We start from the raw sequence: 25,342 nt of genomic DNA, 5'->3' as shown, positions 1-25,342 counted from the left end.
GACAAGGGGGACAAGGGGGACAAGGGAGACAAGGAAGAATTTCTAGTCACTAGCCACCAGCCACTAGCTACTGATAACAATTACCCATTACCCATTACCCATTACCCTGATAACTGACTCAGTTCGATGATGTTACCATCGGGGTCTTGAGTAAAAAGAGCAGCACGACCGGAAGCGCTCATTTGAATAGGACAGTTGTGAGCCAAAAGTCTTTGCTTGGCAGCATCTAGATCGGATACAGCAAAAGCAATATGAGGATTGCGACCCAATTTTTCGGGGTTTTGAGTTGTAAAAGGTACGCTGGGTGCAACAATCAGGTGAATTTGATACGTGCCGACTTGATACCAACTACCAGAAAATTTGAGCGATCGCTCGACTTTGGCTAATCCCAAAATTTCTCCATAGAAGCGATCGGCTTGCTCTAAATTGGAGACTAGTATAGCGGTATGAAGACATTGCTCGATTTGCATAAATTGCTCCACCTTCCCCAACATCAGTATCTAATCTTACTTTTCTCGCTTTTTATATTTGCAAAACTTATACGAGTAAGCACTCTTGCGACTGTAAGTCACGACTACACAGGCTCTAGAGTCCGTTCGCTCAAGCTTGATGCTTACTACCAATCCTACTGTGAGAATCGATGGTGAAGATGAACGTTTCAGAACTAATCGAGCGCTATCAAGCTGGAGAGAGAGATTTTAAAGGAATCGATGCCATCAGTGCTGCTCTGAGCGGCGTAAATTTGAGTGGTGCTAACTTGAAAGAAGCATCTTTGAGCGAAGCCGATTTGAGTGGAGCGAATTTAAGCGCAACAAACCTGCAAGAAGCCTCTTTGAGTATGGCAAATCTCACTCATGCTGACTTAAGCGGTGCTAAATTGAATGGTGCTAATTTATCTGGAGCGAATCTCAAAGGTGCTAACCTGAGTGGAGCAGAATTGAAAATGGCAAATCTTACCCAAGCCAACTTAACCGATGCCAATATGGACGGTGCTAGTCTTTGGGGAGCATATGTAGCTGGAGCGAAACAGTGAGCAGTGAGCAGTGAGCAGTGAGCAGGGGGGCAGTTATCAGCGATCTGTTATAACTTCTGACTTTTGACTTTTGACTTTTGACTTTTGACTTACGAGTTACCCTCAACGACTTGGAGCGATCGCACCACATTTGTATAACCGTTAAACTCGGCGATCGTCAGTGCTGTATGTCCGCCACGATTTTTTAAATGAACATCTGCCCCTGCATTTAATAATAATTCTACGGCTTCGCTGTAACCTCGATGGGCTGCCCACATCAGAGCTGTGGCTCCGGCTGCATCTTGGCGATTTACATCTGCGCCTTTTTTTAATAGCTGTTGCATCACACCGAGTTGGTTGCGGTCTGCTGCTTTCATCAGCGGGGTTTTACCGTCTGCTGTTTGGATATTTGGGTCTGCGCCATAGTTTAACAATACTCTGACTGTCTCAGTGCGACCGAGGCTAGCGGCAAGATTGAGGGGAGTTTCGTCTAAATTTCTCACATTGGGGTCTGCACCCCGCCGCAGCAATGCTTCGGCAATTTGGCTGTGTCCTTGCAAAGCTGCTACCAGTAGCGGAGTATCGCCAAGTTGATTTTTGACATTGACATCAGCACCGCGATCGAGTAGGGTCTCTACTACATCAGCGTAGCCTTCAACAGTAGCCAAATGTAAGGGGGTCTCTCCATCTTTGTCCTTAGCATTAATGTCAGCGCCGTATAGAAGCAAAGCAGAGGCGATCGCTCCCTGTCCGCTAGCTGCTGCGATCGCGACTACCGTACTACCATCTTCCGTCCTTGCCTTCACGTCAGCACCGGCTTCCAACAAGGCTTTGACAATCTCTAGGTTTCCTCCGTCTACTGCCAATGTGAGAGCTGTTTCGCCAGCATCATCTTTTGAATTCAGCTCAGCACCTTTAGCTAGCAACAATTGAGTTACGGCAACATCACCTCTTTGCGCAGCTTGCATGAGTGCCGTTCTACCTTCCCAATTTTTGCCATTCACTGCTGCACCATGTGCCAGCAAAATTCTGACTAGCTGAGTGTTAGCTGTTGCTGTTGCTAGAGTTAAAGCTGTTTCGCCTGCTGTGGTTTGGTTTGGATCTGCCCCTGCAACGAGTAAAGCTTGGACGACGCGATCGTGTCCGTGCTGGATAGCTAGGAGCAGTGCTGTATCCTCATCTTTGTCTCTAGTATTGACATCTGCACCTGCTTGTAACAAGATTTGTACGACTTCGAGATCTCCTTTGGCAGCTGCTACCATCAAGGCTGTGCTGTTGTCGTCATTACCAGCATTAACATCTGCTCCCCTCGCAATCAGGAGTTCGATCGCGTCGAGACGGTGAGAGGCAGCCGCTAACATTAAAGCCGTAATGCCAAAAAGTTGTCGGTGGATATTGGGATTGGCATTGCGATCGAGCAACACGCGAACGATCTCCGTATATCCAAGTTGAGCGGCAAACATCAAGGCTGTCGTGCCGTCGCGATCGCATTCGTTAGGGTCAGCACCGCGATCGAGTAGCCCTGTTACCTGCCCAACGTTACCACTTTTTACCGCTCGAATTAAGGAGATTTCATGACTATCCATGCTCATAATCATCTCATAGAGCGTGGTGCGTGATGAATGGGGTGTAGGGTGTGGGGAGAATTCGGAATTCGGAATTCGGAATTCATTGCGACTTGCAACTTGCGACTTGCTCCGCGACTCTCTCTTCTCCCTGCTCCCGACTCCCTAGTACGGGCGCACAGCAGTGCGCCCCTACCGACTCCCTATTATAATTTTTATAAAGATTCTTAAAGCCAGGTGAACGCACGATGAATACTCTACTCTCCCCAGAAGTCAAGTTCTGGCTCAATTTTTTCCATCCAGTCTTGATGTGGATCTTACTAGGAGTGTCAATTTATGCGCTCTATTTGGGCATACAGTGGCGACGGGCAAGAACTGCTGACGGCGAGAAAAAGAAAGAGCTGCTCAAAGGCAGATACAATGTCAAACACTACCAAGTTGGTTCGGTGATTTTGGCGCTGATGGTATTGGGTGCGATTGGTGCAATGGCTGTGACTTACATTAATAACGGCAAGCTATTCGTTGGACCTCACCTTTTAGCGGGATTGGGTATGACAGGAATGATTGCTATTTCTGCTAGCTTGTCCCCTTTCATGCAAAAAGGACAAGATTGGGCGAGATACACCCATATTGTCCTAAATGCCACGATTTTAGCTCTATTTAGTTGGCAAGCCGTAAGTGGAGTACAAATTGTCCAGAGGATTATTACTAAACAGTAATCGCATTTGGTGTTAGAGCGCGATCGCGCTCTAATATTAACAATGACGGCGCTTCGATTTTTTGGGAAATGTTAAATTGAAGGACGTGTGAAAATCTTCCTGTACTTTGTGAGTTAGACGGCGGGAGACTTGACGCACGATTTGATTCAAGAGGCGATCGCCTGTAGCTTGAATGACAGATTGCGGCAAGCGCTGAATGAACTTGGGAAAATGCAAATAAACCGATAAATCGAGTTCCCACTCGACTCCAGTAACGACACCGTTGTAATGACTGTTAGTACTAGCATCCACTAAATTCATCACTGCCTTGAAGTCTACATCGTAGCCAGGAGCAACATAGTTTGGAATGGCGATCGTTCTAATTCGATAAGCGCCTGACTCTGGAGGTAAAAGTTCCAAACCGACTTTAGGTTCTACTTCATAATTGAAAGCACCAAAACGACCGACTGTCAAGGCATAACCGTTAGTGCCAAGCGGCTCTACTGTCATCGGCTGAGCGCAGCGGCAAAACCAACCCTGATGGGCGTTAAGATATTCGGCAACAGTATGCACGTCAGCATACATTTCCATACAGTCGGTAAACTGACCGTGAAAACGAGTTAGTTTCTCGGCTGGTACTTCTACCTCTGGCACGGCTGCTGCATCCCAAACCGTTTCTGAAGCCTCCATGTATTGGTATTCGCGATTGCTTGACAGCATAAAAGCCCTTGTGTCTAATCTGGTCTCTATATTCAGGATGCCCACGATAAGTTAGAGGTTGCTGTTCCCAACTCGATCTTTACTAAAACAAAACGTCAATCTGGCAGAGTTCATCAAATGTTTATCAAATTTAAAATTTAGAGATAGCAGGACAAATAACTGTCGTTTATTTAACATAATCACTATGAAAGCATTTGTAGCAGGCGCAACAGGTGAGACAGGTCGCAGGATCGTCCAGCAACTCGTGGCACGAAATATTCCCGTGCGGGCGCTGGTGCGAAACTTGGACTCGGCTAGAGCAATTCTACCTAATACTGCCGAATTGGTGCAGGGTGACGTGCTACAGCCAAGTACTTTAGAAACTGCGATCGCAGATAGTACGGTCGTTTTGTGTGCGACAGGAGCAAAACCGGGCTTCGACCCCACAGCACCTTATAAAGTAGACTACGAAGGCACGAAAAATCTCGTCGATGTTTCTAAAGCCAAAGGCATCGAGCATTTTGTTTTGGTGTCTTCGGTTGGTGCGTCGCAATTCTTCCATCCACTCAACTTGTTTTGGTTAATTTTGGTTTGGAAGAAGCAAGCGGAAGAGTACATTCAAAAAAGTGGTTTGACTTATACAATCGTCCGTCCTGGGGGGTTAAAGAATGAAGATAACGCAGATAAGATCGAGTTATATTCCCCCGATACGCTGTCTTTAAGCGGTAGCATTCCGCGTACCAAGGTAGCCGAAATCTGTGTGGAAGCTTTATTTCAACCAGCAGCGCGGAATAAAATTGTCGAGGCGATCGCCAAACCAGAAGCCCCAGAGAAGAATTTGGCGGATTTGTTTGCAGGCGTTGCTTAAATAGAGGGACAAGGGGGAACTCGCTCTTCCCCACGACCGAAGGGAGTGGGGATTAGGGGGCGAAGGGGGACAAGGAGGACAAGGGAGAATAATGACCGACAACCAACAACCTTCACGCAGTGTAGTGCCAGCGTCTACAACCAATAATAGTCAACTACCAATTACCCATTACCAATTACCCATTACCACCCCCTTGTTAAGAATCGGCAGAAGGCGCTTAGTTGCCGCTGGTATTGCTGCATTTGTCTTATTTTCCTTTCTGCGGCATTTACCTCAAGAGAAATCGCCTCCCGATCCTACTTTTGAGAGTAATTTTCCTCCTCTGGTGATGCAGGGGGGAGATCCTTACATTCGGGCTTTAATGCGGACGATCTCCGCTAGCGAGGCAAATGGTTCTCGACCCTATTCTCTAATCTATGGCGGTCAGCGTGTTAGCGATTTGAGCCGTCATCCAGAACGCTGTATCACAATTGTCAACGGTCCTAACAAGGGAAATTGCTCTACCGCAGCGGGGCGATATCAAATGATAAATACAACTTGGTATGCTCTTGCGCCTCGATACCACCCTCAGCCTTCTGGCTTTCTGTTTTGGCAGTCTTATAGTTTTGAGGCAAGATATCAGGATAAGGTGGTTTATGCTTGGCTCAACGACTCGCAAGAGTGGGGGACGGATATTGCTGAATTATTGCGCCAAGGAAAGTTAGACCGAGTGTTAAGGCTGCTTTCCGGTACTTGGACGAGTCTCGGTTACGGAATTGAAGATAACGCGATGACCAGTTCTTTGCCACGAATCTACCAAAAAGTCTTGCAACAGGAATTACAAAATCGGGGATAATTGACAACTGATAACTGTTAAAATCTATCTTTCATGCCCCGCAAACGAGCAAATGTTTGCACGGGATCTTGACTTTTAGTAACTGCTTGTAGTTCGGGTTGCTGCCAGCGGAGAAATGGGTTAGTTTGCTTTTCTATTCCCAATAATGATGGTACAGTCGCTCGATCGCGATCGCGAGCCTCTTGTACCTGGGCAAAGCGCGATCGCAATTCTGAATTATTTCCATCTACAGTTAAGGCAAATTGCAGATTTTTCAACGTGTATTCGTGAGCGCACCAAACCCGGGTATTATCGGGTAAATTTCGTAATTTGCTCAAAGAGTTTACCATTTGGGTCGGCGTACCCTCAAATAATCGCCCGCAACCTCCAGCAAATAGAGTATCGCCACAGAATAATTCTCCAGGTTCGTTGACGCTGGTAGGAGGAAAATAGTAAGCGATATGGGCGCGGGTGTGTCCTGGGACGAAGAAAACTTCGCCAGTGCGATTCCCAAATGCAACGCGATCGCCTTCTTGTAAAAACACCTTTTGTCCTGGGATTCTGCCTTTATCTTCGACTCCACCGTAAACTGTCAGCTGTGGATATTTTTGCATCAGCTTTTGATTTCCACCCACATGATCGTGATGGTGGTGGGTATTGAAAATTGCCACTAATTCTGCACCAAGTTGTTGCAGCTGTTTTAAAACTGGTTCAGCCTCAGCCGGATCGACGACAGCAGCTATATTCTGCTGTGGTTCGTAAAGTAAGAAAATGTAGTTATCAGAGAGTGCGTTGAGACGAATAACCTGCATTTTATCTGATTCTATAGAGTGCCATTTCTAATGTAGCGAGGAGTAAGGGTACACTAACAATTGAATGAAGTAGGGGCGCACCAACAGCGTCCCTACAGAAGCCAGACTGAAAAATGCGACTATTGCAGCACTAACTTTACATTTGCAGTTTGTAGCCCGCGTTGCTTAACTTGTGCCAATGCCTGATTAATGGCATATTTTTGATTGAGAGCGTTGGTTAATTCAGCTACATTTTTTTTCCTGCCAACACCGGGTAAGTCAGCAATCATGTCAAACGAACCATTTGCATTGCGACACCAACCAATGTCTTGTTCCCCTTCAAGTACAGCAACAATATCAGCTCGAACTCGTTGACCGCTATAGCCACGAACATAAGTATCTGTCTGAACGTGAATGCCTAATTCTTTCAAAGAAGCCTTTAAAATTTCGGCATTGGTGAGTTTAGTACGAAGAGTACGAAAGTGAGACATTTCTATTTCCTCCAGTTCGGGTTTGAGAATAATATTTGAGAAAAACGTGAGATTTGAGTTGGTAGAAAAAAATTAATTACTGAAATTCCCTACACGATAACTATCAGACTGCGCGATCGCTTGACTGTTTTTACTAGAACAATGATTTTGAGGACAAAAATCAGAACAGCCGATCGCCTCTTCACTTAGAGCAGTATGAGGATGAAGCGCACACTTGAGTTGATAGTCGCCTGTAAAAAATTGGCAATCGGGACAGGGAATTTGATGCATTCGCTTCAGGTAACTAATTCCATCGCGTGCAGCTATAGCAATAGTTACTGAAAATAGTCCGACACTTGAGTAAGCAATTAGGGAGAAAATTGGTACTGAAATAGCATCTAGAACGTGCATTATCATTCGATCGTACATTTTCTTAAATCAGCCATAAATAGATTTTGTTTATGCAAAGTTTGTAATGATTTGCTAGCTAGATGTAGAGATAGAATTGCACAAAATTTTGCCAAGTAAATTGTTTTTTGGTGAATCAAATCCTGAATAAATTGTAGAGACGTTACGTACAACGTCTCTACTTTTGTTAGGCTAACGGATAGGATTAGCCAATCAAATGAAGTACGTTACGGAGTACGCTGTAACCACCCAAATCCCAAAGCAAATAAGCAAGGAATCCAATCATTGCTAAACGTCCGTTCCAGAGTTCAGCTTGTGGATTCCAACCAAACAGGAAGCTATTGCGGTCTACACCGTTATAAGCTTTAGCAACTTGTGGTAAATCGGTAGCAGGACGTGATTCCATTGTCAACCTCTCTCAATAATTCTCAATGTTGTAGTTGATAGCTTGATAGTAGCTAGCGATCGCTATCCGCTTGCCCTACCTAGAGGCTTAAACTAATTGCAATCCAAAAGTAGAATCTTCTTGTCAGAGAGATGTATAGTCAAACACAATAAATTTTTGAGAAATGAAATTTTTGAGAAATGAAATTTCTAGGAATAGATTTGGGTTGGAGTTCTGGTGCAAGCGGTTTGTGTTGTTTAGAACTAACAAACGGGCAGTTACAACTATTGGATTTAGATCGTAGAGAATCTATTGCCGATATCCTCGCTTGGAACGATACTTGGGTACAACTAGAGGAACCAGCCATTGTTGCTGTAGACGCGCCGACTCTAATCCCCAACGCCACAGGGATGCGTTTGCCTGACAAACTCACCCACAAATATTTTGGTAAATATCATGCTGGTTGCTATCCAGCCAATCTCAGCCTACCTTTTGCCCAACGAACTGTAGATTTTGGTTTGGCTTTGGAAGCTAGGGGATTTAACCACGCGCCAGAAATTATTCCTCAAATGCCAGGACGCTACCAAATTGAGGTGTTTCCCCATCCGGCGATCGTGCATTTATTCCAGTTAGATCGGATTCTTAAATATAAAAAAGGAAAGCTGGCGGAACGTTACTTAGAATTGCTCAAACTCCGCCAGCATATTGTTGATGTTTTGTCAACTCTAGAACCTGCTCTGGTTTTGAGCCAGGAGAGTTGCCAATCCTCGGAGATCCCCCCAACCCCCCTTTTTAAGGGGGGCAAAATTCCCTCCATAACGAGTCACAAGAGAATACAATTGGTTTTAAATAGCGATCGCCACGCATCACTGACTCTTGCTAGCCTCAAAGCGGTAGAAGACCAGTTAGATAGTCTGATCTGTGCTTATGTAGCGGCGCATTGGTGGTACTGGGGTTTAGAGCGGAACTGGGTATTAGGCGATCGCACCAGCGGGTACATTGTTGTCCCTGCTCCCTTGCCCGTCCAAGCTGCTAACCTTGACGGCGCTAGAGTCCTCCGCCCAGAGAATTAGTCGCGTCTCGTAGGGATTGGACAGATATTTGTGTTTTGGCAATACCCGTAATGACAATCCTTGTAAGCCAGAAGTGGTGTAGTTAATTTCAACCGTATAGATACTCATCCCCTGTGGATCTGTACCTTGAAACTGCATCGTAATTGGTACGCCGTTGACAATTTCCCCACTAGCATCAACGTTACCTTTATACAGTTCTACCTGCACGCTATCAGGGGACAATGTGGCAAGATCGATTCTGGCTTTGACAGCAATATTTTGATTCACTTGAATTTCTGCTGGTTCGGCAATATCGATCTCGACAACTTTAATGTAGTTCCAGTGTTCGGTTAAATCGGCTTTCCAACGAGCCAATTCTTTTGCTGGGACAAATTTATCGGCAGTTAAGGTAGAGTAGCGATCGCTAGCTGGGAAATAACCCCGTAAGGCGTACTCGCCTACCATCCGGGAAGTATTGAAAAACGGACAGTTAATCCGAATTGCATCCTTCATTTTGGCAATCCAGTGGCGGGGCAGATTGTCAGTATCGCGATCGTAGAATAGTCTGGCAACTTCCTGCTCGATTAAATCGTACAAGGCATTTGCTTCGACTTCATCTTGGAAATTGGGATCGTCGTAAATTTCTCCATGTCCGATCGCCCAACCAGTACGGACGTAATCGGCTTCATCCCACCATCCATCTAAGACACTCAAGTTGAGTAGTCCATTCATCGCTGCTTTCATTCCACTCGTACCGGAAGCCTCGCGGGGACGGCGGGGATTGTTGAGCCAAACGTCGCAGCCAGCAACTAACAACCGCGAAATATGCATATCATAATTCGGGACGAAGACAACTTGCTTCTCTAACCCATGTTCGCGAATAAAGCGGTTGATCTCGCGAATCAGTTCTTTGCCTGGAATATCTTTAGGGTGTGCCTTACCTGCAAAGACAAATTGTACTTTGCGGTCTTTATTGGTAAGAATTTTCTCGATCCGCTTAAAGTCGCGCATCCATAAAGTTGCGCGCTTGTAGGTAGCAAAGCGCCGTGCAAAGCCGATGGTTAAAGCATAGGGGTCTAGAACTTCTTGAGCTTCGGCAATTTCAGCAGGAGAAGCACCGCGATCGCGCAAATGCTTGACTAAATGCTCCCGGACGTACACGATCATGTCCAAGCGACAGCGTTCGTGGTTGCGCCACAACTCCTCATCGGGAATTGCATCCATCCGTTCCCATAACTGATTCTCGCTGGGGGCTGAAGACCAATTCGGACCCAAGTAGCGATCGTATAATTCCTGGGTTGACTTAGCAACACAACTACGGGCGTGAACCCCGTTAGTGATGGCTGTAATTGGCACTTCTTCTTCTGGAACACCGTGCCACAATCCTTGAAACATCTCGCGTGACACAACACCGTGTAACTGGGCTACCCCGTTAGCAAAAGTCGCCATTTTTAGCGCTAACACTGCCATACTAAAAGGCGCGCTCAGATCCCCAGTATTTTCGCGTCCCAACCCCAAAAACTCATCGCGTCCCAACCCGAACGCATCGGCATAATGTCCCAGGTAATACAACATTTTGTCTGCGGGGAACAAATCGATTCCTGCGGGAACCGGGGTATGGGTGGTAAATAGGTTACTTGCTGCTACGACTTGTCTGGCTTCAGTAAAACTCAAACCTTCACCCTGCATCAACACGCGGATGCGTTCTAATGCCAAGAATGCCGAGTGTCCTTCGTTCATGTGGTATGCCGTGACGTTATATCCCAACGCCTTTAGCATCCGCACGCCACCGATTCCCAACATAATTTCTTGGTGGATGCGCATATCGAGGTCGCCACCGTAGAGTTGGTCGGTAATGTTGTGGTCGTATGCACCATTCGGTTCGATGTTGGTATCGAGCATGTATAGCGGAACCATCCCTACTTGGACGCGCCAGACTCTCGCATAGACGGTTCTTCCAGGGTAGTCCACTGCAACGCGGATCTCAGAGCCGTCAGGATTGCGCTCTAAGTGCAGCGGCATATTATAAAAGTCATTGATGGGATAGCGTTCTTGTTGCCAGCCATCAGCGTTGAGATATTGGGCAAAATAGCCTTGCTGATAGAGTAAGCCCACACCCACCAACGGTAAACCCAAGTCACTCGCAGATTTGAGATGATCTCCTGCTAGTACCCCTAAGCCACCGGAGTAGATGGGCAAACAATCTACTAAACCAAATTCTGCCGAAAAATAAGCGTAACACTCTTTGGCATAGCGCGTAGATTCGTGGAGCGTGTGCTGCGATGCCAGGCTACCGTCTCCCGTCTTCTGTCCGCGTTGCTTATCATACCAGGTGCGTTCTTGCAAGTAGTCATCTAGCTGACGGGCAGCCCTATCCATTTGCGCCAAGAAGCCTTCATCCTCCTCCACTTCTTGCAACCGCGCTTGACTAATGTTACCCAACATTAATACAGGGTTATGGTGGCTCGATTCCCACAAATCGGGGTCTAAGCGCCGAAATAAATCTTTGCTTTCAACGTTCCAATCCCAATGTAAGTTGTAAGCCAGTCGCCGGAGAGGTTCGAGGCGCGGCGATAGGCGAGGAGAGACATTAAACGTGCGAATTGGTTGCATATAGCAGGGTGTAATTCTTTCTTGCTTCAGTTATCAGTTATCAGTTGTCAGTTATCAGTCTAGCCAACTACCAATTACCCATTACCGATGACTCATTGCTTCAGTTATCAGTTATCAGTCTAGCCAACTACCAACTACCAACTACCAATTCAGCTAGATGTAGTAACAGTTTCTACCTTACTATCTTCGGTACGAGTAAAAAACTTTTGACCGATCGCGCTAGTGAGAATGTGGGAGAGTAAGCCTAAAGGACCTGCAAATAAACACAAAGCTAAAGAGTGAATTGTCCAGACTCCGGTGCGCTGTCCTTCCCAGTAAATCCAGCGTCCGACAAATAAATCCATGACAAGATAATGAGTCCATCCCGTCGCCATGACTTTTGGATCGGCAAAGATTTGAGCGAGATCTGCTAGTTTTAATTGGGGATTGGATAAGGCTTGGGCGTTTTCAGCAGTGAGACTGTTGACGAAGAAAAAGCCGTATAACACTGCTAAGGCGACGAACGGGAGGTAAGATTCCATTATCTTTCGGGTTACGCCCCAATTTGGCAGCAGAATTATTAATACCCAAAAGGGTAAAACGAAGATATTCGCGCCGTTGAAGAGTTGCTCGATTGTCATGATACTGCAAAGTAGGGGTGAGACAATAGCACTACTACAGCATTACTACAGGGGGCGATCGCTATCTGTCAAGTTACTATACGATCGCGCTTAAATCTAGTAGGGTGCGTTATTTAACGCACCCTACCAATGTACATATACTTAAATCTAGTACAAAAATCTAGTACAAACGGCGGCGAAAAGCGATCGCCTGTTGTGGATTGGGAATCTTTTCGGCTAAAGCTTCTACTAACATATGAGCCGATATCCCAGGATTTTGAGCTAAAGTTTCTCGCATGAGAAAACTCGCAATTGGTCCCACAAAATTAGTTAATTCTTGATGGCAAAGTTTCACGAATTCAGGATGCAGCGAGGAACGTTGCTCGATTGGAGGTGGCGTGACTTGTGGCGGTTGTGAGGGAAAATTACCTGTAGTCTGCGGATAAAAAGAAGCCTGTTGTTGGCTGGGAAATACAGTTGTTTGTGGCGATTGCGGTTGAAATACTGACCCAGGTGGATTAATTACAGTAGGCTGCGATCGCCCTTCACTCATAGCTGAAAGTACCTCCATTGCCGATTGATAGCGCTCTCGCGGTCTGTCGGCAAGCATTTTATTCAGAATTTGAGTCAAGCCGTAACTGACGGGTTTATAATCTTGCCAGAGCCACTCTAAAGAATAGCGATCGAGCAATTCATGGGGTGCTTTACCAGTTAATAAAACAATTGCCGTTACTCCCAAAGCATAGAGGTCGCTACTAGGAGAACAGTGACCCATCCGAATTTGTTCGTGGGGCGCATAGCCAACTTTACCCACCATAGATTTGTAGTTAATATAGGCTTGCTCGGAGTTATTAGCAGCCATATTACCAGATGCTTCTACTCCCTGTTTCCCAACTCCAAAGTCAATTAATACGGGTAAATTCTTCTCCCCATCAAAGATAATATTATCGGGAGAAATATCGCGGTGAATGATTCCGTGTTGATGAATATAATCTAATACAGGTAATAAATGCTGAAGCCATTGAACTATTTCTGCTTCAGAAAATGCTTGTCCGGTTTTTAGTAGACGGTCTCGTAAAATATGAGAATAATTCTTGCCATCAACATATTCTTGCACTAAAAACAATCGTCCGTTATCTTCAAAACAAGCTAAAAATTTAGGAATTTGATAATGAGAAATTTGATATAATATTCTTGCTTCTCGCTCAAACAAATCGCGAGATTTTTGTAAACAATGTGTCGCAATTGAATCTGGTAAAAATTCTTTTAAAACACAAAACTTATTAAAGCAATGTTGGTCGTAGGCTAGGTATGTCCGTCCAAACCCTCCTTGTCCTAAAACTCGATGTAGCAAATAACGATTAGCGATTAACATTCCCGTTGCCGTATTTGCGGTTGGAGTTTTGACTTCAGGCAAGGCAATTTCTTCAATCGGCACTTCTGAGTAGAGCTTAAGTGGCACTAACTCAGTTTGACCGTTGGTTGTGACTTTGGTATAAACGATTTTTAAAAAATTGGCGTTATTATTGTTACCGTCAGCCATAGCGATCCTTTCCTCGGACAAAGTGGAGGGGGAGGTGGGTATAAAGTTATCATCCTATCTACTCTTATTATTAGTTAGGAGCGAAGTAGAATGGTTATGCAAGACCAAATCTAAAATAGGGTAAGCGATGCCTACCCTATAACTTAATTATTCACAAATAAATCAGAGGTTTTTGAAAAAGCTTAACGAACGGTAATAATGAGCGTTTGTCTTAATTTACCGTTGCCACTGACTTGCTGTGATATTTGTGTTCCGGGTCCAGAAAGTTTAATCGCCACGTTAGAGGAAACTGGTCGATACTCGCCCACAATTTCAACTTTGTTGTCTCCTTTTGTTAAATAAGGCACTAAATTGAAGCTTGTTTGACTTGCTTGTAGTTTTTTCACTTCTACCCCATCTACCATGACTTTCCCGGTTAGACGAGTATTTCCGGCGATCGCCACTGATAAAATGTGAGGCGATCGCAGTGCGGTTGCATTCAAACTGATTCCAGTTGTTTGTTGCTGCGACGACTGAGTCGATGATTGAGTCGATGATTGAGTCGATGATTGACTATAAGTACTAGCAACACTGTGAGAATACGAATAGCTTCTTGAATAATTCATAGGTTTAATTGTTTGACTATTTGATGGTAAAGATAAATTATTTTGATAATAATTTAATGGCGAACTTAGTCCTAAAACAGCAATTATGAATCCGATTAACATCTTTAAGTGAGTAGGGAGAAAGTGAGTGGTAATGGGTAATTGGTAATTGGTAATTGAGTGGTGTGTGATGCGTGGTGCGTGGAAGAGATTGTAATTACATTCTTCTGAATCCTGTACGGACTGGTTCACCCGAAATCTTCGTCGGAGTTAGAGATCTTTGGTGAACCCGCCCTTACGACTCCTTCTGATAACTGATAACTGAAAAACCCCTTTGTATAAGCTAAGTGTACAAAAGGGTGAAGGGATTTGTGGAATTAACTTCAAGAAAGTTGAAATATGCTACGAACAGCGGGCGGTTATTGCAGTTATCAAAGCAGTTATTAAGATTGCGTGCGATTTAGCCATCTTATTGATGCATAAAATTCAAGTACTAGGTAGGCGTTGCCCACCCTACTGATAACTGATAACTGACAACTGATTTAACGGCGTTCCAAAGCTCCTTCTGGAGTAGGTACATTCACGCGAACATCGACAGGAGTATAAATATTTGGAGTATCTATCCCCATTTCGCGCAATTTGTTGTCGCCTTCACGACCACCTAATTTATGTTCGCTGCGGCGATTTTGTCTGACGCGATCGCCTTGACCGACTTGAGTAGACGTATGAGTACTATTGTTGTTGTAGCAATTTTCGTCAAACTCGGCGCTAGCTTCGTTGTTTTGCTCGGCTGGCTCTCTAGATACGCCCACTTGCACGTTCACGTCAGTTGCAGTACATACAGCTTGGGCGGGTTTAATTGTTGTCGTACCTAAAGCCAATACAGTAGAAAGGGAAAATAAACCAAGGGACAAAAATTTAAATTTCATAAATCTCACTTTTTCTCCTAGTGTGGAATGTCGAATTATCGTGTTATTCGCACGTTGTTGATGAAGAACTGTAGGTGCGAGAAACGCCACCAGAAGAAACAGTGGTCTGCGATCGCTGGTGGCTATAATTACCTTTGTTACAATCAGTTCGAGTTCTCAGAACTTGAGAATTATCAATTGCACGAGGTTGCTCGATCGCACAAGCACCTACAGATAAAGTGGTAACGCTGAGTAAGCCGAGTAACCAGAATTTAAACCGCACTTTTAGCTCCTATTTACCGACGGCTATCTGCAAGAGGTCGTAGAAGAAGTTTGAGTGCGGCTGACTCCACTACCAGAAGAAGTTGTCGTGGAAGAACTTTGGTGACTGTATGTACTACCGCCTCTACAACTGGTTTGCGTCCGCCGGACTTGGGGACTGACACTCCACGGGCTGCGTCTGGTACGGGTATTGTAGATCCGCCGCCAGCGATTGCTATTTCTTACAGTTGGACGATTGCGTTGAATTGTAACTTGAGAGTTGCCGTTGGTCACGCGGATGTCGTCACCTCGAACGACCGTTGACCCCCCGTTGCTTGACCGAATTTCTACGTTGCCTGCTTTTGCCATTTCCATTGGTAACACCAGAAAAATAGAGGCAACCAAGACTGAAATCGATTTTTTGTTCATCATGAGCAGATACCTGCACTATTAGCTAATTGTTAATGGTTAATGGTTGATGGCGATTAACCATTAACCATTAACAATGAACGATTGTTTAACGACGATTAAATACATCGCGCTCGCGGCGAATTCGAGCATCTTGAGTGTTTTGGTTGACAGAAGTGTTACCGCTACCAAATTGATCGGTCAATTGATCGGAGGTTTGATTGATAACATCTCTCGAACGCTCTGCACCACCACGCCGTCCAAATCTTCTTTCAGATTTATCAATTTCAGCGTTTTGAGTGCTTTGGTTAACAGAAGTGTTGTTATTTCCTTCTTGGATTGTGGTTTGGACTGAATCCTGGTTAATCTCGTCTGCTTTAGCAGGCAGAGCCAGCAATCCAAAACCAGCAGCAGCAATAATTCCGACAAGACCAGCTTTAACAGTAGATTTGATGGTTGTCATAGTTTTTTCCTTCTTTTTGCACTTAGTTGTTAGTTGTTGGGCTGTAGAGACGTTACATGTAACATCTCTACAGCCAATTCTTATCTTCGTCGAATGAATTGGTCGATCTTGTGCTGGATGCGGTTATCGGTTCCGTTCGTCACAGCATCGCTTTGAGCGTTTTGTCTTGTGGTACTGTTCGTGCTGTCACCACGTCGATCTTGGTCGCTGTATTGGTCGATTTGTTGATCTATGCGGTTGTTTTCACCGCTTGCAGAGCCACTGATACGGGAATTTTGAGTTGATGTATGATTTCCCGAACCGTCACTGTGAATGATATTCGTTTGCCGAGTGCTTTGGTTGACGCTGCCACCATCGCTAGCTGTTGCACTGTTAGAAGAACTGCTACGACTAGTGACATCGGCACGCGCGGGAAGGGAATTCAATCCAATTCCAGTAGCAGCAACAAGACTGAGCAGACAAGTTGAGAAAATTCTCTTCACTTCTGGATGTGAAGTGGTGTTTAGCATGTGCGTGACTTCCTTCGACTAAGATCGGTTTCAGATTAGTTCTGTAGTTGAGGGTTGTCAAATCCGATCGCATTACAGATGTGTGTGAGGAGCATGACCCAACCTATTGCAGGATGGGAATTAGGATTTAGCGATCGCGAACCTCAAAGCGGTCGCGGCGAATCCGTCCATCTTGAGTGTTTTGGTTGACAGAAGTATTACCATCACCATATTGATCGGTGAGTTGGTCGTTGCCTTGGTTGATGGAGTTGCGATCGGGACGACCTTCTCGGCGATCGGGACGACCAAATCTAGTTTCAGTTTCCTCAATTTCGCCCGTTTGGGTATTTTGGTTGACAGAGGTGTTGCTGTAGCCGTCCTGTCCGGTGGTTTGCGTGTTACCTTGATTAATCTCGTTATCGTTGGCTTTAGCAGGTAGAGCAATTAGACCAAAGCCAGCGGCAGCGATTAATCCAACTAAACCTGTTTTGAGTCCGGCGTTAAGATTGGTTCTGAGAGTTTTGTTTGTCATTTTTATTACTTCACTTGCACTTGGTTGTTGTCCTCAGAAGGACGATAGCCTTCATGTCGGAGGTTTTTAGAGATTTGTTCCACAGACGAGCAAGTGTTTTTGGTTACTTGCTGCATCACTATTACAGTTAATCAGAAAAGTTGCGCCTCATTTCGGAAAGAAAGCAAAATTTTTTTGAGACTAGAAAGAAAAAGAAAAGGCGATCGCAGTGTAGGCTTACATTTGACGCGATCGCGCTAGAGCATTGAGAAATTTCTGAAGCTACTAGCGATCGCAGGTACTAGCGAGGATAAACAGTAATGCCGCGATCGACAGAAGTGTTTTTCTTGTCATTGCGATTGGTTTGTTGGTGATTGCCTCGATTCAGCTTGTCTTGACGAGAAGACTCAGAGGAATCGCGCAAATAGTCGTAGTCACCGGAGCGATCGAGTTTCGTTTTTATCCTATTTTTATCAATTTCGGCGGTTTGAGAAGATTGTTGTACCGAAGTATTGCTATTACCATCCTGTCCGGTAATTTGCGTGTTAATTTGAATAATCTTATCGGCTTGGGCAGGCATACAAAACCATCCGAAACTTGCAGCTAAAATTAAACCGCTGCAACCAGTTTTGAGGATGCGATCGATTTTCATAGTAATTTCTTCCTTTGCACTTAGCTGTCAGTCAGTGAGAGCGTGAAGAAAGGGTGTGGGGTATGGGTAATTGGTAATTGGTAATTGGTAATTGGTAATTGGGAACGCGGTAGTTGCTCCTCTGCTCCTCTGCTCCTCTGCCCCTCTGCTCCTCTGCCCCCCTGCTCCCTACTCCCTACTCCCTGCTCCCTTCCAAAAAGACTTTGACCGAGTTGTATAAGTTCCTGAGACAGTAAATTACAGTCAAGTTAAGGAGAAGATAATTTTGATGAAATGGTGGCAACGTTTGCTCGCGCCAGGATTTATCGCAGGTAATCTGGTAGCCATGTTCGGCAGTCTAGCGATCGCGCAGTCAGATTTGTTGACTCAAGCAGAAATTTATAAATTAGTCAATCGAGTTCAATTATGGCTGAAAAACCAACCGCCGCGATCGGCGCAAGTTGCAGACATGGTTCAGCCTCTAGATGCAGTCAAAACCGATCCCCTCGCTAGAGCAGATTTAGTTTTTAATGAAGGTTCGCTGGTGCGGTTAGGGGGAAATGCTATTTTTCGCTTTGTACCTGGTAGCCGTAGTTTTCAGTTGCGTAACGGTACTGGCTTGTTTATTTTTCCACCTGGAGATGAGAGCGGTACTGTTGTGACACCAGAAGCTGTAGTCACAGCGCCGGGAACAGCCGTATGGGTGCAGCATAACTCAGATAAACACATGACATCAATTGGAGTTTTGACCGAAAACCCCCAAGTTCCCGTGACTGTTGCCACTTCTGGGGGTGAAGGCGTAGTGGTTTTAGATGCGGGACAGCGCACGGCTGTGAAACAAGGAGAATTGACAGCTGTAAAAGATATGAGCTTGAGGCGATTTTACAAAGCCTGCAATCTAGCGGCTGACTTAGGCACGGCGGAGGAAACACCGAGCGATAGCCTCCCGCCACAAGCACAAAATACGATTCTGACAGTCCGAAATCAGGCGATCGCCGCTTTAGAAGATCAATTCCGCGAAGAAACAGAACCCCCACCTGGTTTCGAGCAGATCGTACCGTGTACCGTTAAAGAAGAACCGAAAGGTATTTCAACAGATCCTCAGAATGTTTTTCAGGGTTTTCCATCTGTGCCGAGTAGGAGATGATGGGTCAGATCGCTGTTACATCCCACAATGACATCGCCTTATCCCAAATAGCACAGGTGAAAGAGTCAATCTGTCCGCGATCGCGTTGCGGTTATACAGAGTATCTAACTTCTAAAACTTCAGTACGGGTTAATAGCTCGTCCTGCGCCAACACCGAATGCATCCACAATAGTCCTGGGACAGTGCTAGCAATTATCTTCCGCATCCATAACCCAATCTGTGTCGTCATTCGTCATTTGTCATTCGTCATTTGTCATTTGTAAGAAGTGGTGCGTGGTGCGCTCAGGAATAGGGTGTGGGGTGTGGTTTTTCTCCCTCAGCTGGGCGACTCTCTGTTCTCTCCCTTGTCTCATCAATTTTGAATTTTGAATTTTGAATTTTGTCCCCGACTCCCGCCGTTTAACAATAAACCGTAACATCTTCACCGCACTCGTCTGCTAGGAAGCACAGGCACTTGAAGCGGAGGTAAACGATCTGTTCGTAGAAAGGATTTAACTTGCATAGAGGTGGAATGTGAACCAGCTTGCGTCCAAAGCAGGTAATTGTCCGTTCAAAAGGACACTGCGCGGGAATTAATTGACAAAACAGATGAGCGAACTTGGGATTGTGAATTTCTAGGCTTTCTAACCAGTGGCAGATATTACTTTTGAGTACGATTGGTGCGAACATAGGGATCTCTCCTTTTGTAATACTGAAATTAGGTTGAACTGGTGGGTTTTATTTATATAGGTGGTTAATTACCTTCATTTATTTGATAGGTTTACCTCTGCTGTGTTATGCAACTAACGTGAGCGATTGATTCATGCGTCCCCGTCAAGGCATTATCGAAATCTTTTCGACCTTTCTGCAATTTGACGCAGACCGCTTCCGTGCTTGGGTCAGCGACCCGCACTTGCGGCGGAGTATGCAAGCTAGGCTGGCACAATCTCCGCAAATGGAGGCGGCGGAAAACTATTGGGTTCTTTATTGGTATAAGTTGTGGCAAACTCAGCCTGATAGTCTAGCTAAGGCACACCTTACCGCTTACTTGCAGGAAGTGTGCTACTGGACGGCACATAAAACGAGTGCCAGCTTTGCTTCATCCCAATACACCTTGTCTGATTGCTTTCAAATGGCGATCGCCCGTTTTGATAAGGTCTTAAAAGGCTTTAACCCCCAATTGGGTTACGGGTTTAAAAACTATGCCAGTGCGATTTTTAGCAGCGTCCTGAAAGATTTGCTGCGCCAACAGCAGGAAGTCGATATTTCGACAAATTGGTCGCTGCTGCGTCGCTTAAGTCAAAAAAGACTGGTAGAGTCTTTACAAAATGCCGGACTTGGTGTAGAAGTTATTAACCGTTACGTCCTTGCTTGGAATTGCTTTAAAACGCTTTACGTTCCGACTCAGCCCACGGGAACCCGCCAACTGCCCAAACCGGAATCTGAGACTTGGGAGGCGATCGCTAAACTTTACAATCAAGAACGCATTACCCAACTCCAGCCATCAGGCACAGAATGTAACGCTCAGACGCTAGAAAAATGGCTTGTTGCCTGTGCCAAAGCCGCACGCTCTTACCTTTATCCCTCACTCGTATCGATCGACGCTCCCAAACCAGGACAAGAATCAGGAGCATTTCTGGACGATTTAGGTAGCTTCGAGCAAGATAATTATCTCAATGAGATGATCGCTGTTGAAGAACAGAAAAAACAGCAATCGCGACAAACTCAGATGCAGGCAGTTTTAGCAGAAGCGATCGCCAAACTGGACTCGCAAGCACAGACAATTATGCAAATGTACTACGGACAGGGACTGACGCAACAGGAAATTGCCAAGGCGATCGATACCAAACAATATACAGTTTCTCGCCGCCTCACCAGAGCCAGAGAAAGCATGTTACTGGCTTTGGCAAAATGGAGTCAAGAGACATTGCATATTACTCTGACATCAGAGGTACTCAATAATATCAACACAGTTTTAGAGGAATGGTTGCAGGTACATTACCGCCGTCCCTCCTCGCTCATGGAGTCTACCTCATGACCTTCGATCCTAGCTCGCTAACTTTAACCGATCCGACACAGGTGTGGCTGGAAGTGTCGGATTTAGTGCGATCGCAGGCATGGCAGCGCAGCCAAGCTTGTTCTCATCCCAGCAGTCGTTGGAACGCCTATCTCAATCAAGTTTGCCTTCAGACTATATTACCCTGGTTGCGGGAAGAACACGCTGGAAAAGCTTTGGCTGTACCGAGTTTCACCGCTTTACCTAGCATCTGGGAATTTGTGAATGGGACGGGCGTAGCTTGGGACAGGCTGCGGATTGTCTTAATTCCAACAGAGACAATTGACTTAAGCGAACTGCGCGTGCCTCAAGAATGGGTAGATATTCCCGACTGGGTTGCCGATTATTACTTTGGCGTACAAGTAGACCCCGATTGTGCATCTATTAGAGTTTGGGGTTATGCTACCCACGAACAACTCAAACAAAATGGTAGCTACGATTCCCAAGACCGCAGCTATTGCCTAGATGAAGCCCATGTAATTCAGAACATGAGCGTATTGTGGGTAAGCAGACAACTCGGTATTACCGAAACGACACGCCGGACAGTTGCAACTTTACCTGTCATTCCCTTAGCACAGGTAGAAAATTTAATTCCCCGCCTGGGAAGCTCAGAAGTTGTGAGTCCGCGCTTGGCAGTACCGTTTCAATTATGGGGCGCGTTAATCTCGCATGGCGGTTGGCGACAAAAACTTTACCATCACCGTTTGGGACATCCCGAACAGTGGTCGGTTTTAGAATGGCTGCAAACAGGAGTATCGGACGCAGCAAGACAGATGGGATGGGGACAAAGCACCTGGCAACCAGCGATCGTGGCGGCTGCAAGAGGGACGACACAATTTTTTCCAGAAGTTTTGCTGACTCGCCACATGATTATTGCCCAGCAGCAGTACGAATTACGAGTGATGCCTCGTACAGGGGGAGTCTGGCGATTTGAGTTACGTCATGCTATGGGCGATTCCATTCCTGCCGGATTTACACTACGTTTATTAACTGAAGATTTACAAGCATTTGAGGGCAACGAAGACACAGCTAGTAAACCTGTAGAATGTTTATTTGTCGAAGTCTCCCTTGCTCCAGGCGAAGGCATAGTTTGGGAAATTGAACCCACACCAATCAATTACGATCGCGAGATTTTGCGGTTTTGAGAAATCAGTTATCAGTGGCTGGTGGCTGGTGGCTGGTGGCTAGCTACTTGCAAATGACAAATGACGAATGACAAATGACAAATACTTACTGAGCCAATGCTAGTATTCTTCGGGCGATCGCATCGGTAACGGGCATGACTGAGAGCCGATTGCCTTGTTTGACTACGCTTAGTTCTTCTGGGCTAAATTTTTGTTTTAACGTAGGTAGGGAAATAAATCGAGAAAAAACCTTGACAAATTCCACTTTAACTGTGTACCAGCGCGGGGTATGAGAATCCGATTTTGGGTCATAGTAGGGGCTACTAGAGTCAAACTGCGTCGGATCGATAACTTCAGGTGTGACAACTCGCATCAAACCCACAATTCCTGGGGGTGTGGCATTAGAGTGGTAGAAAAAAGCTAAATCTCCTACTTGCATTTGACGCAAATAGTTGCGAGCTTGATAGTTGCGTACCCCATCCCAAATCGTGGTGCGATCGCGATCGAGGTCTGAAATGCTGTAAGTCTGTGGTTCTGATTTCATCAACCAATAATTCATAAGTCGTTAGTGATTAGTGACTGGTGGCTAGTGACTAGAAAGGAGTCCAGCCACTAGCCACTAGCTACTGATAACACTCAAGGAGCGTCAATTTCACGAGTAGTAGAACTGTCTCCTAGCCACTAGCCACTAGCCACTAGCCACTGATAACCGCTCGTTTCCAAAATTAATGAATTTACGTAAAATAATATGAAGTATTGATAAAAATAGTAGCATCGGAGATTAACTCGCTCATGGCTGAAGCATCAGATCGGCAACGGCAGATTATGGAACATTTATCTCGCAGTACGGGAGATTTTATTAAACCATCACTCAATTCAGAAGACCGCAAGAAGCGAATTATGGAGCATATTCGTTTAACCAAAGGTTGAGGCGATCGCAAAGTGTAAGGTGATTTCGGCTCGATATCCTTGACACTCATAACTGGAAAATGCCATATTCCCGGTTGACACTCTCGCGATCGCTGGAGTGAAGTCAATCGATATTCACATATTCTGAGCCGAATGCTACACCGATTAACATTATTTATCACTGGAGCGATCTTGGTAGGCTTTGGTAATTATGCCGCGATCGCTCAAGAAACACCTCAAGTAGCATTCAGCAATGTTAACCCTGGCATTGTAGAGCCGATGTTGGGGAATATGAAAATATTGCAGTCAACTGCACCAGCGACCCTGAGCGTTAACGTACCATCAGAGCTAGCGGCTCAGATTAGTATTTTAGCTCCGAATTTGGTAGAAGGAGCGTCAGACGATCCAGAGGGGACGACGCGAGTAGGTTTTCTGAACTTTGGAGCAAATAGCCTAAGCAGCAATAGTCAAAATAATACTGCCAACTTACCCACAGGTAACACGGATTTAGAAGTGCGGATGCGGGTAGAGCGTCCTGTTGCCTTTATCCCAGGAAATTATAATTATCGCCTGAATCTCAGCGTCACTGTCACTCCACCTTAATGACTAACCTTAATTACTGCGGTACGGTGAAGCTAACGCTAAAGGGAGTGTGGTTTTTCTTGCCCTCACCCCATTTCAACTCGCCAGAGAGTTGATACTCTCCTGGTGCTAACTTAGTTTGCTGGGGAGTTTGAGGAGAAATTAATAGATAGCGTTCTCCTTGGGCGATCGCAGTCGTATCGTTAATTTTACCTGTAGAAATCTCTTGCTTGCCTTGTTTCAACGTCCAATTTCCCGCAACAACGGCAGAAGCTTTGCCTGTATTTTGCACTAGTAATTGCACTTGGTTCGATTTTGGGTTAAACCTGGCACTATTAGCAACGAGATTTGGTGACACATCTCCTTTACGGACGTAGACCGTTACACCAATGCGCGGCACAACAGAAGTGATGAACGTGACTTGATTTGCCTGGTTAGTTTGTGTAACTTTGGTTGCTTGGAGATTTTCTGTAAAAATCATGGTGCGATATTCACCATCTGGTAAATTAGGCGGAAAACGTACAATGAAACGAATTTTCCGCTTACCAGAGCTAGGAACGACTAACTCTGTAGGAGAGAATTGGAGATAGGGACTGAGATCGTTGGGGCTAGATTTTAAAGCCTGAAATCCATGTTCTTTATCGTAAGTAAAGGGCGCAGTGTAAACGCGGGCGCGAAAAGCTTCCGGTGCTTGATTGTAAACAGTCATCGTACCTTGTGCTTGACCCCGTTTGGCTTCTGTCTCCACGACCATAGGAGTAATCGCAATATCTGCACGGGCAACACTGCCCCAAAATAAAAAGCTAGATAGCAAACAACTACCTAGTAACGAACAGCGATTGATTGCAGCAACATTCATCAATGGTTTTATCAAAATAACTATTACCGTTGTTAGTTACGCACGCGCAACTCTATTTAGCAACGAAACTTGGTTTTTTCAAACCAAGTTCGTTACTTTTCAATTGCTTTTAATTAAGCAAATCAGTCATAGCATTAGTTAGGGGTTGCAGTCAAAGTAACCATATATTCATAAGTTCCGCTAGGAACGTCAGAAGTAAAGCTTCTCGTACCAGCAACCATACCAACTTGGAGTGGAACATCAACACCCATAGGAATTGTTATGGGAGTCGTAGACTTGTTCCATGCACCACTATCAAAAGTACTACCACCGGAATAAGCAGTAGTATAGTTTGCCCCATCGTAAACAATAGATTGCAACTTCTGTGGATTAAAACTAGCAGGTACGCTAACTGCTACTGGAACAGAAGTACTCAGTTGAGCGGGAGAATTACAATTAATCATTGTTTGACCAGCAGGGAGACCAGGTGTTAAACCAGGAATACCTCCACTAGATTCAACCCAGCCATATTTGGGCATAACCTGACCGAGAGTACCGCCAACAGTTCCAGAAAATACACAGCTTCCCGCAACAGTACCGTTAAATGGAACATCTTGGGTTGTTGGTGCTGCACTTGCCACGGGGATGAAAGATGCAGTACTCAACACAGCAAGACTACTAGCTAAAGCTAAACGCCAATTCATAAGCTACTCCTTTCAAATCAAATCTTGGTGAATTTTTCAACTAGGACACAGCAAAGTACTGCTTAGAAATAAACTTGCATTAGTCTATGCATTCTAAGTACAGATAGCTTTTCCTAATAAAAAACTACTTGACGGCTATAAAAAATCACTTCAGTTAAATTAATCAACCAGAGATTTTTTAACTCATGTCATTCAATTTCAGGTTCAACTATTGCTGTGACTGATTACTACA

Annotated in this window: 33 protein-coding genes; 11 read left to right on the top strand and 22 right to left on the bottom strand. The window is 45.2% G+C overall.

Annotated elements, in window-relative coordinates:
* Positions 1-101: 101 nt before the first annotated feature.
* The gene (locus C7Y66_RS14030; protein ID WP_015156947.1) at positions 102-470 is read right to left on the bottom strand and encodes a VOC family protein; all 369 of its coding nucleotides are present in this window, start codon (positions 468-470) and stop codon (positions 102-104) included.
* Positions 471-649: 179 nt separating this feature from the next.
* On the opposite strand from C7Y66_RS14030, the gene C7Y66_RS14025 reads away from it, so the two are divergent.
* Positions 650-1,033: a pentapeptide repeat-containing protein gene (locus C7Y66_RS14025; RefSeq protein WP_041462623.1), complete on the top strand. Its 384-nt coding sequence runs from the start codon at positions 650-652 to the stop codon at positions 1,031-1,033.
* A gap of 89 nt (positions 1,034-1,122) precedes the next feature.
* Here the strand turns inward: C7Y66_RS14025 and C7Y66_RS14020 are convergent, their stop codons facing one another.
* On the bottom strand, positions 1,123-2,604 hold the full coding sequence (locus C7Y66_RS14020; protein WP_106546042.1) for an ankyrin repeat domain-containing protein: 1,482 nt from the start codon (positions 2,602-2,604) through the stop codon (positions 1,123-1,125).
* 221 nt (positions 2,605-2,825) lie between these two features.
* Between C7Y66_RS14020 and C7Y66_RS14015 the strand changes: the two genes are divergently transcribed.
* Entirely contained in the window at positions 2,826-3,296 is a 471-nt protein-coding gene (locus C7Y66_RS14015) for a DUF4079 domain-containing protein (RefSeq protein ID WP_106546041.1), read from the top strand.
* A gap of 36 nt (positions 3,297-3,332) precedes the next feature.
* On the opposite strand, the gene C7Y66_RS14010 is transcribed toward C7Y66_RS14015, so the two are convergent.
* Positions 3,333-3,995 (bottom strand): DUF1997 domain-containing protein, encoded by a 663-nt coding sequence (locus tag C7Y66_RS14010; protein ID WP_106546040.1) that lies wholly within the window; start codon positions 3,993-3,995, stop codon positions 3,333-3,335.
* 184 nt (positions 3,996-4,179) lie between these two features.
* Here C7Y66_RS14010 and C7Y66_RS14005 point away from each other — a divergent pair, with 184 nt between their 5' ends.
* Positions 4,180-4,842, top strand: coding sequence for an NAD(P)H-binding protein (locus tag C7Y66_RS14005; RefSeq protein ID WP_106546039.1), 663 nt, complete (start codon positions 4,180-4,182; stop codon positions 4,840-4,842).
* A 91-nt stretch (positions 4,843-4,933) separates the two neighbouring features.
* Positions 4,934-5,677, top strand: a complete 744-nt coding sequence (locus C7Y66_RS14000; protein ID WP_106546038.1) for a glycoside hydrolase family protein — start codon at positions 4,934-4,936, stop codon at positions 5,675-5,677.
* 17 nt (positions 5,678-5,694) lie between these two features.
* Here the strand turns inward: C7Y66_RS14000 and gloB are convergent, their stop codons facing one another.
* The 4 genes from gloB to C7Y66_RS13980 all read right to left on the bottom strand — a co-directional run bounded on the left by gloB (position 5,695) and on the right by C7Y66_RS13980 (position 7,731).
* Positions 5,695-6,468 (bottom strand): hydroxyacylglutathione hydrolase, encoded by a 774-nt coding sequence (gene gloB, locus C7Y66_RS13995; protein ID WP_106546037.1) that lies wholly within the window; start codon positions 6,466-6,468, stop codon positions 5,695-5,697.
* A gap of 119 nt (positions 6,469-6,587) precedes the next feature.
* Positions 6,588-6,938 carry a DUF1257 domain-containing protein gene (locus C7Y66_RS13990; RefSeq protein ID WP_106546036.1) on the bottom strand — a complete coding sequence of 117 codons (351 nt, stop codon included), beginning with the start codon at positions 6,936-6,938 and terminating at the stop codon, positions 6,588-6,590.
* A 72-nt stretch (positions 6,939-7,010) separates the two neighbouring features.
* Positions 7,011-7,346 (bottom strand): hypothetical protein, encoded by a 336-nt coding sequence (locus tag C7Y66_RS13985; RefSeq protein WP_233222677.1) that lies wholly within the window; start codon positions 7,344-7,346, stop codon positions 7,011-7,013.
* Positions 7,347-7,530: 184 nt separating this feature from the next.
* The gene (locus tag C7Y66_RS13980; RefSeq protein ID WP_106546035.1) at positions 7,531-7,731 is read right to left on the bottom strand and encodes a chlorophyll a/b-binding protein; all 201 of its coding nucleotides are present in this window, start codon (positions 7,729-7,731) and stop codon (positions 7,531-7,533) included.
* Positions 7,732-7,910: 179 nt separating this feature from the next.
* Here C7Y66_RS13980 and C7Y66_RS13975 point away from each other — a divergent pair, with 179 nt between their 5' ends.
* Positions 7,911-8,783 carry a DUF429 domain-containing protein gene (locus tag C7Y66_RS13975; RefSeq protein ID WP_106546034.1) on the top strand — a complete coding sequence of 291 codons (873 nt, stop codon included), beginning with the start codon at positions 7,911-7,913 and terminating at the stop codon, positions 8,781-8,783.
* Here C7Y66_RS13975 and glgP read toward each other — a convergent pair.
* The 11 genes from glgP to C7Y66_RS13920 all read right to left on the bottom strand — a co-directional run bounded on the left by glgP (position 8,685) and on the right by C7Y66_RS13920 (position 17,792).
* Positions 8,685-11,375 carry an alpha-glucan family phosphorylase gene (gene glgP, locus C7Y66_RS13970; RefSeq protein ID WP_015156955.1) on the bottom strand — a complete coding sequence of 897 codons (2,691 nt, stop codon included), beginning with the start codon at positions 11,373-11,375 and terminating at the stop codon, positions 8,685-8,687. The two genes, C7Y66_RS13975 and glgP, sit on opposite strands and share 99 nt — an antisense overlap.
* Before the next feature lie 149 nt (positions 11,376-11,524).
* The gene (locus tag C7Y66_RS13965) at positions 11,525-11,995 is read right to left on the bottom strand and encodes an ABA4-like family protein (RefSeq protein WP_015156956.1); all 471 of its coding nucleotides are present in this window, start codon (positions 11,993-11,995) and stop codon (positions 11,525-11,527) included.
* A gap of 160 nt (positions 11,996-12,155) precedes the next feature.
* Positions 12,156-13,517, bottom strand: a complete 1,362-nt coding sequence (locus C7Y66_RS13960) for a serine/threonine-protein kinase (protein ID WP_199197425.1) — start codon at positions 13,515-13,517, stop codon at positions 12,156-12,158.
* Between the two features lie 182 nt (positions 13,518-13,699).
* The gene (locus tag C7Y66_RS13955; RefSeq protein WP_146149790.1) at positions 13,700-14,353 is read right to left on the bottom strand and encodes a hypothetical protein; all 654 of its coding nucleotides are present in this window, start codon (positions 14,351-14,353) and stop codon (positions 13,700-13,702) included.
* Between the two features lie 290 nt (positions 14,354-14,643).
* Positions 14,644-15,030 carry a hypothetical protein gene (locus C7Y66_RS13950; protein ID WP_052289719.1) on the bottom strand — a complete coding sequence of 129 codons (387 nt, stop codon included), beginning with the start codon at positions 15,028-15,030 and terminating at the stop codon, positions 14,644-14,646.
* 43 nt (positions 15,031-15,073) lie between these two features.
* Positions 15,074-15,292, bottom strand: coding sequence for a hypothetical protein (locus C7Y66_RS13945; RefSeq protein ID WP_106546033.1), 219 nt, complete (start codon positions 15,290-15,292; stop codon positions 15,074-15,076).
* Between the two features lie 23 nt (positions 15,293-15,315).
* Positions 15,316-15,702 carry a hypothetical protein gene (locus C7Y66_RS13940; protein WP_146149789.1) on the bottom strand — a complete coding sequence of 129 codons (387 nt, stop codon included), beginning with the start codon at positions 15,700-15,702 and terminating at the stop codon, positions 15,316-15,318.
* An 85-nt stretch (positions 15,703-15,787) separates the two neighbouring features.
* Complete coding sequence (locus tag C7Y66_RS13935) at positions 15,788-16,141, bottom strand: hypothetical protein (protein WP_106546031.1); 354 nt, start codon at positions 16,139-16,141, stop codon at positions 15,788-15,790.
* Positions 16,142-16,221: 80 nt separating this feature from the next.
* Positions 16,222-16,650, bottom strand: coding sequence for a hypothetical protein (locus C7Y66_RS13930; protein ID WP_106546030.1), 429 nt, complete (start codon positions 16,648-16,650; stop codon positions 16,222-16,224).
* A 127-nt stretch (positions 16,651-16,777) separates the two neighbouring features.
* On the bottom strand, positions 16,778-17,161 hold the full coding sequence (locus tag C7Y66_RS13925; RefSeq protein ID WP_106546029.1) for a hypothetical protein: 384 nt from the start codon (positions 17,159-17,161) through the stop codon (positions 16,778-16,780).
* Positions 17,162-17,441: 280 nt separating this feature from the next.
* Positions 17,442-17,792, bottom strand: a complete 351-nt coding sequence (locus C7Y66_RS13920; protein WP_106546028.1) for a hypothetical protein — start codon at positions 17,790-17,792, stop codon at positions 17,442-17,444.
* A gap of 268 nt (positions 17,793-18,060) precedes the next feature.
* Between C7Y66_RS13920 and C7Y66_RS13910 the strand changes: the two genes are divergently transcribed.
* Both C7Y66_RS13910 and C7Y66_RS30525 read left to right on the top strand, forming a co-directional pair.
* On the top strand, positions 18,061-18,918 hold the full coding sequence (locus tag C7Y66_RS13910; RefSeq protein WP_106546027.1) for a FecR domain-containing protein: 858 nt from the start codon (positions 18,061-18,063) through the stop codon (positions 18,916-18,918).
* Positions 18,915-19,181 carry a hypothetical protein gene (locus C7Y66_RS30525; protein WP_146149788.1) on the top strand — a complete coding sequence of 89 codons (267 nt, stop codon included), beginning with the start codon at positions 18,915-18,917 and terminating at the stop codon, positions 19,179-19,181. Before C7Y66_RS13910 ends, C7Y66_RS30525 begins: the two co-directional genes overlap by 4 nt.
* Before the next feature lie 136 nt (positions 19,182-19,317).
* Here the strand turns inward: C7Y66_RS30525 and C7Y66_RS13905 are convergent, their stop codons facing one another.
* Positions 19,318-19,587 carry a Mo-dependent nitrogenase C-terminal domain-containing protein gene (locus C7Y66_RS13905; RefSeq protein WP_106546026.1) on the bottom strand — a complete coding sequence of 90 codons (270 nt, stop codon included), beginning with the start codon at positions 19,585-19,587 and terminating at the stop codon, positions 19,318-19,320.
* A gap of 133 nt (positions 19,588-19,720) precedes the next feature.
* Here C7Y66_RS13905 and C7Y66_RS13900 point away from each other — a divergent pair, with 133 nt between their 5' ends.
* Together C7Y66_RS13900 and C7Y66_RS13895 are read left to right on the top strand one after the other, a co-directional pair.
* A complete protein-coding gene (locus C7Y66_RS13900; protein WP_106546025.1) occupies positions 19,721-20,935 on the top strand; it encodes a sigma-70 family RNA polymerase sigma factor in 1,215 nt (404 codons plus the stop codon).
* Complete coding sequence (locus C7Y66_RS13895; RefSeq protein WP_106546024.1) at positions 20,932-22,098, top strand: DUF1822 family protein; 1,167 nt, start codon at positions 20,932-20,934, stop codon at positions 22,096-22,098. Before C7Y66_RS13900 ends, C7Y66_RS13895 begins: the two co-directional genes overlap by 4 nt.
* An 85-nt stretch (positions 22,099-22,183) precedes the next feature.
* On the opposite strand, the gene C7Y66_RS13890 is transcribed toward C7Y66_RS13895, so the two are convergent.
* On the bottom strand, positions 22,184-22,636 hold the full coding sequence (locus C7Y66_RS13890) for an EVE domain-containing protein (RefSeq protein ID WP_106546023.1): 453 nt from the start codon (positions 22,634-22,636) through the stop codon (positions 22,184-22,186).
* Positions 22,637-22,869: 233 nt separating this feature from the next.
* Between C7Y66_RS13890 and C7Y66_RS31835 the strand changes: the two genes are divergently transcribed.
* Positions 22,870-23,007, top strand: coding sequence for a hypothetical protein (locus C7Y66_RS31835; protein ID WP_015156971.1), 138 nt, complete (start codon positions 22,870-22,872; stop codon positions 23,005-23,007).
* A 132-nt stretch (positions 23,008-23,139) separates the two neighbouring features.
* On the top strand, positions 23,140-23,589 hold the full coding sequence (locus C7Y66_RS13885; RefSeq protein ID WP_106546022.1) for a hypothetical protein: 450 nt from the start codon (positions 23,140-23,142) through the stop codon (positions 23,587-23,589).
* 13 nt (positions 23,590-23,602) lie between these two features.
* Here C7Y66_RS13885 and C7Y66_RS13880 read toward each other — a convergent pair whose 3' ends face one another.
* Both C7Y66_RS13880 and C7Y66_RS13875 read right to left on the bottom strand, forming a co-directional pair.
* Positions 23,603-24,427 carry a hypothetical protein gene (locus tag C7Y66_RS13880; RefSeq protein WP_106546021.1) on the bottom strand — a complete coding sequence of 275 codons (825 nt, stop codon included), beginning with the start codon at positions 24,425-24,427 and terminating at the stop codon, positions 23,603-23,605.
* Between the two features lie 134 nt (positions 24,428-24,561).
* A complete protein-coding gene (locus C7Y66_RS13875; RefSeq protein WP_106546020.1) occupies positions 24,562-25,110 on the bottom strand; it encodes a hypothetical protein in 549 nt (182 codons plus the stop codon).
* Positions 25,111-25,342 lie beyond the last annotated feature (232 nt).

Source organism: Chroococcidiopsis sp. CCALA 051 (assembly GCF_003015105.1).
In the GTDB taxonomy this organism is placed as follows: domain Bacteria; phylum Cyanobacteriota; class Cyanobacteriia; order Cyanobacteriales; family Chroococcidiopsidaceae; genus Chroococcidiopsis; species Chroococcidiopsis thermalis.
This window is presented reverse-complemented; position numbering and strand designations above follow the sequence as displayed.

Excerpts from the sequence above, each read along its gene's own strand:
- C7Y66_RS14030 (WP_015156947.1), bottom strand. The coding sequence starts at position 470 with ATGCAAATCGAGCAATGTCTTCATACCGCTATACTAGTCTCCAATTTA.
- C7Y66_RS14025 (WP_041462623.1), top strand. The coding sequence starts at position 650 with ATGAACGTTTCAGAACTAATCGAGCGCTATCAAGCTGGAGAGAGAGAT.
- C7Y66_RS14020 (WP_106546042.1), bottom strand. The coding sequence starts at position 2,604 with ATGAGCATGGATAGTCATGAAATCTCCTTAATTCGAGCGGTAAAAAGT.
- C7Y66_RS14015 (WP_106546041.1), top strand. The coding sequence starts at position 2,826 with ATGAATACTCTACTCTCCCCAGAAGTCAAGTTCTGGCTCAATTTTTTC.
- C7Y66_RS14010 (WP_106546040.1), bottom strand. The coding sequence starts at position 3,995 with ATGCTGTCAAGCAATCGCGAATACCAATACATGGAGGCTTCAGAAACG.
- C7Y66_RS14005 (WP_106546039.1), top strand. The coding sequence starts at position 4,180 with ATGAAAGCATTTGTAGCAGGCGCAACAGGTGAGACAGGTCGCAGGATC.
- C7Y66_RS14000 (WP_106546038.1), top strand. The coding sequence starts at position 4,934 with ATGACCGACAACCAACAACCTTCACGCAGTGTAGTGCCAGCGTCTACA.
- gloB (WP_106546037.1), bottom strand. The coding sequence starts at position 6,468 with ATGCAGGTTATTCGTCTCAACGCACTCTCTGATAACTACATTTTCTTA.
- C7Y66_RS13990 (WP_106546036.1), bottom strand. The coding sequence starts at position 6,938 with ATGTCTCACTTTCGTACTCTTCGTACTAAACTCACCAATGCCGAAATT.
- C7Y66_RS13985 (WP_233222677.1), bottom strand. The coding sequence starts at position 7,346 with ATGTACGATCGAATGATAATGCACGTTCTAGATGCTATTTCAGTACCA.
- C7Y66_RS13980 (WP_106546035.1), bottom strand. The coding sequence starts at position 7,731 with ATGGAATCACGTCCTGCTACCGATTTACCACAAGTTGCTAAAGCTTAT.
- C7Y66_RS13975 (WP_106546034.1), top strand. The coding sequence starts at position 7,911 with ATGAAATTTCTAGGAATAGATTTGGGTTGGAGTTCTGGTGCAAGCGGT.
- glgP (WP_015156955.1), bottom strand. The coding sequence starts at position 11,375 with ATGCAACCAATTCGCACGTTTAATGTCTCTCCTCGCCTATCGCCGCGC.
- C7Y66_RS13965 (WP_015156956.1), bottom strand. The coding sequence starts at position 11,995 with ATGACAATCGAGCAACTCTTCAACGGCGCGAATATCTTCGTTTTACCC.
- C7Y66_RS13960 (WP_199197425.1), bottom strand. The coding sequence starts at position 13,517 with ATGGCTGACGGTAACAATAATAACGCCAATTTTTTAAAAATCGTTTAT.
- C7Y66_RS13950 (WP_052289719.1), bottom strand. The coding sequence starts at position 15,030 with ATGAAATTTAAATTTTTGTCCCTTGGTTTATTTTCCCTTTCTACTGTA.
- C7Y66_RS13940 (WP_146149789.1), bottom strand. The coding sequence starts at position 15,702 with ATGATGAACAAAAAATCGATTTCAGTCTTGGTTGCCTCTATTTTTCTG.
- C7Y66_RS13935 (WP_106546031.1), bottom strand. The coding sequence starts at position 16,141 with ATGACAACCATCAAATCTACTGTTAAAGCTGGTCTTGTCGGAATTATT.
- C7Y66_RS13930 (WP_106546030.1), bottom strand. The coding sequence starts at position 16,650 with ATGCTAAACACCACTTCACATCCAGAAGTGAAGAGAATTTTCTCAACT.
- C7Y66_RS13925 (WP_106546029.1), bottom strand. The coding sequence starts at position 17,161 with ATGACAAACAAAACTCTCAGAACCAATCTTAACGCCGGACTCAAAACA.
- C7Y66_RS13920 (WP_106546028.1), bottom strand. The coding sequence starts at position 17,792 with ATGAAAATCGATCGCATCCTCAAAACTGGTTGCAGCGGTTTAATTTTA.
- C7Y66_RS13910 (WP_106546027.1), top strand. The coding sequence starts at position 18,061 with ATGAAATGGTGGCAACGTTTGCTCGCGCCAGGATTTATCGCAGGTAAT.
- C7Y66_RS30525 (WP_146149788.1), top strand. The coding sequence starts at position 18,915 with ATGATGGGTCAGATCGCTGTTACATCCCACAATGACATCGCCTTATCC.
- C7Y66_RS13905 (WP_106546026.1), bottom strand. The coding sequence starts at position 19,587 with ATGTTCGCACCAATCGTACTCAAAAGTAATATCTGCCACTGGTTAGAA.
- C7Y66_RS13900 (WP_106546025.1), top strand. The coding sequence starts at position 19,721 with ATGCGTCCCCGTCAAGGCATTATCGAAATCTTTTCGACCTTTCTGCAA.
- C7Y66_RS13895 (WP_106546024.1), top strand. The coding sequence starts at position 20,932 with ATGACCTTCGATCCTAGCTCGCTAACTTTAACCGATCCGACACAGGTG.
- C7Y66_RS13890 (WP_106546023.1), bottom strand. The coding sequence starts at position 22,636 with ATGAATTATTGGTTGATGAAATCAGAACCACAGACTTACAGCATTTCA.
- C7Y66_RS31835 (WP_015156971.1), top strand. The coding sequence starts at position 22,870 with ATGGCTGAAGCATCAGATCGGCAACGGCAGATTATGGAACATTTATCT.
- C7Y66_RS13885 (WP_106546022.1), top strand. The coding sequence starts at position 23,140 with ATGCTACACCGATTAACATTATTTATCACTGGAGCGATCTTGGTAGGC.
- C7Y66_RS13880 (WP_106546021.1), bottom strand. The coding sequence starts at position 24,427 with ATGAATGTTGCTGCAATCAATCGCTGTTCGTTACTAGGTAGTTGTTTG.
- C7Y66_RS13875 (WP_106546020.1), bottom strand. The coding sequence starts at position 25,110 with ATGAATTGGCGTTTAGCTTTAGCTAGTAGTCTTGCTGTGTTGAGTACT.